This window comes from uncultured Roseibium sp., assembly GCF_963675095.2.
In the GTDB taxonomy this organism is placed as follows: domain Bacteria; phylum Pseudomonadota; class Alphaproteobacteria; order Rhizobiales; family Stappiaceae; genus Roseibium.
Map to the genome: position 1 here is coordinate 33,737 of NZ_CAXXSJ010000071.1, position 8,387 is coordinate 42,123.

The window sequence follows — 8,387 nt, forward strand, 5'->3', positions numbered from 1 at the left end:
CGCGCGGGCAGGTTTGCGTCTGCCCGCGCGTTTTCTGTCGGCATCACCTTCAGACAGACAATCCGCGCATCCGTCCGTCCGGTCTTTAACCGGGCGGCGGAAATCGCATCTCCAGCTCTTTCCGGAGTGCCCAATGGCAAATCCCATCTACATCCTGAATGGTCCCAACCTGAACCGGCTCGGCACCCGCGAGCCGGAGATCTACGGCCATACGACCCTGGCACAAGTCGAAGCGATGTGCCGCGAGGCGGCAGGCTCCACGCCGGTGGAATTCCACCAGTCCAACCGGGAATACGAGATCATCGAATGGGTGCATGAAGCCATCGACGCTCCGGCCGGCGGCATCATCATCAACCCGGCGGCCTTCACCTTCACCTCGATCGCGATCCTTGATGCCTTGAAGATGTTCCCGGGTCCGATCATCGAGCTACATATCTCGAACATCCACCGGCGCGACGCGATTTATCACAACTCGCTCGTGTCGAAGGTCGCCACGGCCGTGATCGCCGGGCTGGGCCCGTCCGGATACAAGACCGCGGTCGGGGCGATGAAGGAGCTGATTGCCGCCTAGAGCGATTTCCGGATCGGATGACCGAAGGTCCGCCGGAAGGCCTTGCTCAGCGCCGCCGCATCCGAATAGCCGCAGCGCAGGGCGATCTCGCGCAGGGTGAACCGCGTGCCCGCGGCCAGTTCGCGCGCATGGGACAGTCGTATCATTTGATAATAATGTCCGGGCGCCATGCCGAGTTCCTCCTGGAACAACCGGTCGAGCGAGCGGACCGAAAGCCCCGCACGGTCGGCGAGTTTGACGAGGGGCAAAGGCGTCTCGATGGTTTCGACCATCAGATTGACGACCTGGCGCAGTCGGGCAGATCCCCTGCCCGCAAGCATACCCGGTCCGCGCTCTTCGCCTTGCGGCCGTTCAGCGTCCTGCAGGAACATGGTCGACACCAGGAATGCGCTTGCCGACCCGAAGCGCTCGGAAATGAAGGCGAGCATCAGGTCGAGCGCGGAGGACGCCCCTCCGCACGTCCAGAGCCTGCCCGTCTTCACATAGCGGTCGGACCTCACCCGGACATCCGGATACTGCTCCTCGAAATCGGAAAGAACCGTCCAGTGGATCGTGGCGCTGTGATCGTTCAGCAGCCCCCCATCGGCCATAAGCCAGGCGCCCGTGTCGGCGCCGAGAACGATGTCGCTCTGTCTCGCAAGGACGCGCAGCATCCGCGCGGTTTCGCGATTGGCATGGTCGCGGAATCCGTAGCCCGAAACGGCCACGAGCATGTCCGACCGCCCGGCATCTCGCCAGGCGGTATCGGCGGCGATACTCAGCCCGCTCGAGCTGATCGCGGACGCATCGCTCGGCGTGATCACCTGCCAGGCGATCTCCGCCCGGGTCTGGTCGCGAACGGCGCGCAGCGGTTCCAGCAGGCAGGACAGGACCATGTTGGAAAAGCCGTCGAACAGCAGGAAGGTGATGCGAGCCATCGATTATTGTCCTGATTGGATAATCTGATGGCATCATAGGACAAAAAATATCTGTTCGCCCAACCTATCCTTGCCGAAAGACATCAATCGGAAACGGGAGAACCCCATGCCGCTTGCCATGAACCGGGAGGTCTTCATCACCTGCGCCGTCACCGGCGCGGGCGGCACGCAAGACCGCTCGCCGCACGTGCCCCGCAGCCCGAAGCAGATCGCCGACAGCGCGATTGCCGCCGCCAAGGCCGGCGCCGCGGTCGTTCATTGCCATGTGCGCGATCCGGAAACCGGTGCTCCCTCACGACGCCCGGACTACTACCGCGAGGTGACCGACCGGATCCGCGACGCCGAGGTCGACGTGGTTTTGAACCTGACGGCCGGCATGGGCGGCGACATCGTCTTCGGCTCCGCAGAGGCCCCCTTCCCGCTCAACGATCAGGCGACCGACATGGTCGGCGCTTCGGAACGCATGGTTCACATCGACGAGTGCCTGCCGGAAATCTGCACCCTCGACTGCGGCACCATGAACTTCGCCGAGGCCGACTACGTGATGACCAACACGCCCGGCATGCTGCGCGCCATGGGCGCGATGATGACGGAGCTCGGTGTCAAGCCGGAGATCGAGGCCTTCGACACTGGCCATCTGTGGTTTGCCAAACAGCTTGTGTCTGAAGGCACGCTGGCCTCGCCGGCGCTGGTTCAGCTGTGCATGGGCGTGCCCTGGGGGGCGCCGAACGATCTCAACACCTTCATGGCCATGGTCAACGCCGTGCCGGAAGACTGGACGTGGTCCGCCTTCAGCCTCGGCCGGGAGCAGATGCCCTATGTGGCAGCCTCCGTGCTTGCCGGCGGCAATGTCCGTGTCGGACTGGAAGACAATCTCTGGCTCGACAAGGGCGTACTTGCCACCAACGCGCAACTGGTCGAGCGGGCCGTGACCGTGATTGAAAACATGGGCGCGCGAGTGATCGGACCGCAGGCGGTGCGCGACAGGCTCGGCCTTGAAAAGCGTGCGCCGAAGGGAGCCTCCTCGTGACCGGCGGAGCGCGCGCCAAGGCGGCGATCGTCGGCGGCGGCGTCATCGGTGGCGGCTGGGCCGCGCGTTTCCTCCTCAACGGCTGGGACGTCTCGGTGTTCGATCCGGATCCGGACGCGGAACGTAAAATCGGCGAGGTGCTCGCCAATGCGCGCCGGTCCCTGCCCGCGCTTTATGACCGCGCGTTGCCCGCCGAAGGGGCGCTGACGTTTCACGACGACCTGCCCGGGGCGGTCGCCGGGGCAACGTGGGTGCAGGAGAGCATTCCCGAACGACTGGACCTGAAGCACACCGTGCTTGCCGCGATCGAGACTGCAGCCCCCACCGAGGCCGTCATCGGCTCGTCGACCTCCGGCTTCAAGCCGTCGGACCTCAATGCCAAGGGTGGGCGCGCCGTCGTCGCCCATCCGTTCAACCCGGTCTATCTGCTGCCGTTGGTCGAACTGGTCGGCGCAGCGGAAACGTGCGCGCAAGCGGCCGACATCCTGCGCGGCGTCGGCATGTTCCCGCTCACCCTGCGCAAGGAAATCGATGCCCATATCGCCGACCGGTTGCTCGAAGCGGTCTGGCGGGAAAGCCTGTGGCTGGTGAAGGACGGGATCGCGACGACGGAAGAGATCGACGAGGCGATCCGCATGGGGTTCGGTATCCGCTGGGCGCAGATGGGCCTGTTCGAGACCTATCGCATCGCCGGCGGCGAGGCCGGCATGAAGCATTTCATGGCCCAGTTCGGCCCGGCCCTTTCCTGGCCCTGGACCAAACTGATGGACGTGCCGGAGTTCACGGACGAGCTGGTCGACCTGATTGCCGGCCAGTCCGACGCCCAGTCCGGCCACAGAACGATCCGCGAGCTGGAGCGGCTGCGCGACGACAACATCGTCGGCATGGTCCGGTCCCTGCGGCGCAGTGGCAGCGGTGCCGGCGGTGTCATCCGTGCCCATGAGGACAAGCTGGAAACGGGTGGCGACTATCGCGTTCTCCCGGTCACGGTGGCGCGGCAGGTGCCGGCGAGCTGGACCGATTACAACGGCCACATGAACGAGACCCGCTATCTGGAAGCCGCCTCTCAGGCGAGCGACCGGTTCATGGAGATGATCGGCGCGGATGCGGCCTATGTGGCCTCAGGCTTCAGTTATTTCACCGTGGAAACCCATTTGCGTTTCCTGGACGAGGTCAAAGCGCACGATCGCCTCACGGTCACCACCCAGGTGCTTTCCGGAATGGCTAAGAAGATGCAGCTGTTCCACCGGCTTTGGCGCGGCGATGGCACGCTGGCCGCCACCGTGGAGACGTTGTTGCTGCACACGGATCTCGCCGCCCGCAAGGCCTGTCCGCCCAAGCCGGAGGTGGCAGAAGCGCTGGAGCGGTTTGCGACGGCCCACGCTGGGCTAGCGGCCGAGGGAAGCGGCCGTTCTATAGGCCAGCCATCTGCCAGGAACTGAACCGCCGTCCGTCAAGCGGCCATGGCTGCAATCGGACGGAACGATCCAGAGCGAACGTTACCGATCAGGCCGGATGCGAAAGACCGCCTCGATTTCGACAGCCGCGTTTGAGGGCAGACTTGCGCTGCCAACAGCAAAACGAACATGGTCGGCCTTTTCCGCTCCAAATATCTCGACCATCAGATCGGATGCGCCGTTCACGACCTTGGGATGATCAGGAAAATCGTGGGTGGCGTTCACAAACGCGCCCAGCTTGATGAGCTTCTCGATCTTGTCGAGATCGCCGACTGCTGCCTTGGCGCGCGCGAGGATACCGATTCCGCAATAGCGGGCGGCTTCAATTCCCTCTTCCAGCGCAAGGTCCTGACCAAGTTTTCCTTTCAGAACCTGACCATCCGGCCCCACGGAAATCTGCCCGGAAATATAGAGATAGTCCCCGTCCACCAGGTAAGGTGCAAAGTTCCCGAGCGGACGAGGCGCTTCGGGAAGCCGGATTCCCATTGCTGCAATTTTTTGTTCAATCGAACTCATGACGCCCCTCCAAAATTCTCGGTCGTATTGATAGCGACTGCAGGGTTCCGCACAACAGCAAAAAGCCGTTCTTCGGGACGCCGCCACGAATGAGTGCATGGACCGTTCAACGCATTTCTGGTCAACGCGCAGCGCACGGCCTGTAACGGCCCCCTACCCCTCCAATTTCCGCTCGCGCCAGATGATGAAGATGCCGCTGGCGATGATGATCGCAGCACCGAGGTAGGTGGCGAGGTCCGGGATCTCACCCCAGACGAGCCAGCCGATCAGGCTTGCCCATATCAGGGCCGTGTAGTCCAAAGGCGCGACGGTTGCCGCCGGCGCGAGCCGGAAGGCCTGGGTCAGCATGGTGACGCCGATGGTGCCGAAGAACGCGATCCCCAGGAACAGCCAGATGTCTTCTGGCCGGACAGGGACCCAGACGAAGGGCATCGTCAGGGCGCTGACCACCGCACCGGCGCCCACCAGATAGAGCATCAGCGTCCATACGCTTTCGCGGGGATCGACGAAGCGGGCCGACAGCATCAGCACCGCGTAGAGAATAGCGGTCGCGACCGGAAACAGGGATACCATCTGGAACGCGTCCAGACCCGGGCGGACCACGACCAGAACCCCGACAAAGCCGACCAGGACCGCCGACCAGCGCCGCCAGCCCACCGGATCCTTCAGCACGAGAGCCGCAAGGGCCGTGATGAAGACCGGAGCCGCGAAGGCCAGCACCGTCGCCTCGGCCAGGCCGAGATACCTGAGGCCGGTGAAGAAGGTTCCGGCCGCGCCGATCCAGATCAGCCCCCGCAGAATATGCATGACAGGTCGGTGAGAACGCAGGGCGGCGATTCCACCCGCTTTCCAGGCGATCACCATGGAGAACGGCAGGGCGATGATGTTGCGCAGAAAAAGGATCTGCAGCGGCGAATAATGCGCGGTCAACGCCTTGGCGATGGCGTCGCTGACACACAGCAAGACGACGGCGACACACATGAACAGGATGCCCGCGGTCGCCGTCCTATCCACCCCTGCATTGGCCGTGCTCACAGTGCATCTCCTCTCTTGAAAGGGAGGAACACCTAATCACCGGCAAGGGAACGTAACAAGCCGGTTTCACTCTCAGAGAGAGGAAGCCATGCTTCAGCCGTGGATGCGCAGCACGAGCTTCGGCGGCACGCGCAGGGTGCCGACGCAAAAACGGGCGATCGAGCGGCGGATGGACGACAGGAGGCCCGGCTCGTCCAGCCGCCCCGAGGAAATCGCCGCTGCCCGCAGACAGACGAGGCGCCGGCGTCCGATCCGTTTCACCAGATCGAGATCTTCCATTTCCGGCAAGGGGCGATAGCCGCCGAGCTTGGCATAGAACCGCCTGGAAACGATCAGGCCCTGGTTGCCGTATGGCATTCCGAGCAGATGCGAACGTAGTGACGCCAGTATCTCCGACAAGCGCGCGCCCAGGCCGAAGGCCTCGAATTTCAGTTTGAAGGCCGCAGCCGTCCGGTCGGCGCTGCCGGAGCGCTCCGCCCGCTCGATAAAGGCCTGAACCTCGTGAAACCAGCCTGGCTCGAGGACGGTGTCCGCGGAGAGGAACAAGAGCCACTCCCCCCGTTTGGCGCGGTTGGCGCCTGCTTCGAGCAACCGGCTGCGCGGCCCCTTGTCCGAGCACCAGTCGCATCCGGCGGCATCGGCGATCACATGGGTATTGTCGGAAGAACCGCCATCGACCACGATCACTTCGCGTACGACGCCTTCGGCCGCGGCCGGAACGAGAGCCGCCAATGTGTGGGCGAGCACAATCTCGGAATTCAATGTCGGTATGATGACGCTGATCATGCCTTTCTTCTAGCGTGTTTTCGCGCAAAGCGCGAGACGACCCCCTTGAGTTTCGGCATTTTCTGATTAATGTTCTCATTATGTTCTCATGCAATCTGTCCCGGATTCGAAAATGCAACTCCATGCCGTTACGGAAGAATTCGACAGTCAGGGCGAAGCCGCTCTTTCCGACGCCGGGCCGGTCGTGCGGCCCGACCTTCGCCGTGGCCGCGGCGCCGGGCTCAATATGTCCGGCCGGTTTGAGCCGCTGGCAACCGTTTCCTTCGATGACGGCTGGGACAGCGGGGAAGATCTGCCGCCCCTGAAGACCACGGTCCCAGGAGGAACGGGCGCGCACCATCATCACCCGGAACACCTCGCCGGATATTTCCTTCGACCGCTCCATCAACCCCTACCGGGATGCGAGCACGGCTGCATCTATTGTTTCGCCCGGCCCACACATGCTTTCATGGGGCTGTCGCCGGGGCTCGATTTCGAAACCCGGCTGTTCGCAAAGCCGAATGCGGCCGAATTGCTGGAGCGGGAACTGTCGAGGCCGAACTACCAGCCACGCACCATCGCAATCGCACCAACACCGATCCTTACCAGCCGCTGGAAAAGCAATACGCGATCATGCGCGAGGTGCTGGAGGTGCTGGACCGATGCAATCATCCGGTCGGCATCGTCACCAAATCCGCGCTCGTGACCCGCGACATCGATATCCTGTCGCGCATGGCGGAGCGGAACCTGGTCAAGGTGGCGCTTTCCGTCACCACCCTGGACCACAAGCTGTCCAGGGCCATGGAACCGAGGGCGTCCGCTCCGCACAAGCGCCTTCAGGCGATCAAGAAGCTGTCTGAGGCCGGCATTCCGGCGGCGGCCATGATCGCGCCAGTGATCCCGGCCCTGAACGACAGCGAGATCGAGGCGATCCTGGAGGCGGCTTGCGAACACGGCGCCACATCCGCCGGCTTCATCCTGCTGCGTCTTCCTTTGGAAGTCTCCGAGCTTTTCCGCGACTGGCTCCTGCGCGAACGGCCTGACCGCTACCGGCATGTGATGAACCTGATCCGCTCCATGCGCAACGGCAAGGACTATGACGCCAAGTGGGGCGAGCGCATGAAGGGCAAGGGCCCCTATGCCGACCAGATCGCCAAGCGGTTTTCCCTGGCCGCGAAACGGCTCGGCCTCAACGGGCGGCGGAAAAAGCTCGACACGGAAAGTTTCGTCTCGCCGCAAAAAGGCGGGGTGCAACTGGATCTGTTTTGAACCGCGATCTTGTCTAGCCGACGGGCCATTGGCATGGTCGGCACATGAGCAAGCCACCCAGTCTTTTCGATCTTCCTTTTCCCGACAGTCCCGACGAAGCCCTGGAGCGGTCCCATGCCGCCGGTTTCCATTACCGGCTCGCAGGCGTCGACGAAGCCGGACGCGGGCCGTGGGCCGGGCCTGTGGCAACGGCTGCCGTCATTCTCGATTACGACAACCTGCCGGCAGGACTGAACGATTCCAAGAAGCTGACCGAAGCGAAACGGAACAGCTGTTCGATGAGATCTGTTCGTCGGCCCATGTCTGCGCCGCGACCGCAAGCCCTACGACGATCGACCGGCTCAACATCCGAGGCGCGACCCTTTCGGCAATGCGACGCGCCGTGAACGGTTTGGCGGTCGCGCCGGAAATGGTGCTGGTCGACGGGCGCGATGTTCCACCGGGGCTGAACCAGCCGGGACAGAACCTGATCAAGGGTGACGGCCGTTGTCTCGCCATTGCCGCGGCCTCGATCGTCGCAAAGGTGCTGCGGGACCGGATGATGGTCCGCCTCGACGCGCTTGCCCCCGGCTACGGCTTCGCCGCCCATAAAGGGTATGGCGTCCCGGCCCACCAGGAAGCGCTTTTGAAACTCGGTCCCTCCCCGCACCATAGGATGTCGTTCAGGCCGGTGCGGGAAGCGGCTGCCAAGTAAGGCGCCTCTGCATACTCGTGGCTGAACAGTAGGGGCCCTCACACGCGGCTTGTTCCCCTCTCCCCCCTTGAGGGGGAGATGTCCGTGTCAACGGACAGAGGGGGGTGAACGGCCTCCCGACAAACCGTAACTC

Annotated in this window: 7 protein-coding genes and 2 pseudogenes; 5 read left to right on the top strand and 4 right to left on the bottom strand. The window is 63.5% G+C overall.

The features are described 5' to 3' along the window. Positions 1-133 precede the first annotated feature (133 nt). Complete coding sequence (locus ABIN98_RS28335) at positions 134-571, top strand: type II 3-dehydroquinate dehydratase (RefSeq protein WP_346915537.1); 438 nt, start codon at positions 134-136, stop codon at positions 569-571. Here the strand turns inward: ABIN98_RS28335 and ABIN98_RS28340 are convergent. Beyond that, a complete protein-coding gene (locus ABIN98_RS28340) occupies positions 568-1,488 on the bottom strand; it encodes a GlxA family transcriptional regulator (protein WP_346915539.1) in 921 nt (306 codons plus the stop codon). The two genes, ABIN98_RS28335 and ABIN98_RS28340, sit on opposite strands and share 4 nt — an antisense overlap. A gap of 106 nt (positions 1,489-1,594) precedes the next feature. Here ABIN98_RS28340 and ABIN98_RS28345 point away from each other — a divergent pair, with 106 nt between their 5' ends. Next, positions 1,595-2,518, top strand: a complete 924-nt coding sequence (locus ABIN98_RS28345) for a 3-keto-5-aminohexanoate cleavage protein (RefSeq protein ID WP_346915541.1) — start codon at positions 1,595-1,597, stop codon at positions 2,516-2,518. Next, on the top strand, positions 2,515-3,960 hold the full coding sequence (locus ABIN98_RS28350; RefSeq protein WP_346915543.1) for a carnitine 3-dehydrogenase: 1,446 nt from the start codon (positions 2,515-2,517) through the stop codon (positions 3,958-3,960). Before ABIN98_RS28345 ends, ABIN98_RS28350 begins: the two co-directional genes overlap by 4 nt. Before the next feature lie 57 nt (positions 3,961-4,017). On the opposite strand, the gene ABIN98_RS28355 is transcribed toward ABIN98_RS28350, so the two are convergent. From ABIN98_RS28355 to ABIN98_RS28365, 3 genes are all read right to left on the bottom strand, one after another. Continuing rightward, the gene (locus ABIN98_RS28355; protein ID WP_346915545.1) at positions 4,018-4,491 is read right to left on the bottom strand and encodes a RidA family protein; all 474 of its coding nucleotides are present in this window, start codon (positions 4,489-4,491) and stop codon (positions 4,018-4,020) included. A gap of 153 nt (positions 4,492-4,644) precedes the next feature. Further along, complete coding sequence (locus tag ABIN98_RS28360) at positions 4,645-5,526, bottom strand: DMT family transporter (RefSeq protein ID WP_346915547.1); 882 nt, start codon at positions 5,524-5,526, stop codon at positions 4,645-4,647. Positions 5,527-5,619: 93 nt separating this feature from the next. Further along, complete coding sequence (locus tag ABIN98_RS28365) at positions 5,620-6,312, bottom strand: glycosyltransferase (RefSeq protein WP_346915549.1); 693 nt, start codon at positions 6,310-6,312, stop codon at positions 5,620-5,622. 112 nt (positions 6,313-6,424) lie between these two features. On the opposite strand from ABIN98_RS28365, the pseudogene ABIN98_RS28370 reads away from it, so the two are divergent. Together ABIN98_RS28370 and ABIN98_RS28375 are read left to right on the top strand one after the other, a co-directional pair. Further along, positions 6,425-7,560: pseudogene (locus ABIN98_RS28370) on the top strand (PA0069 family radical SAM protein). A 44-nt stretch (positions 7,561-7,604) separates the two neighbouring features. Beyond that, positions 7,605-8,254, top strand: a pseudogene (locus ABIN98_RS28375) (ribonuclease HII). The last annotated feature ends 133 nt before the right edge of the window (positions 8,255-8,387 follow it).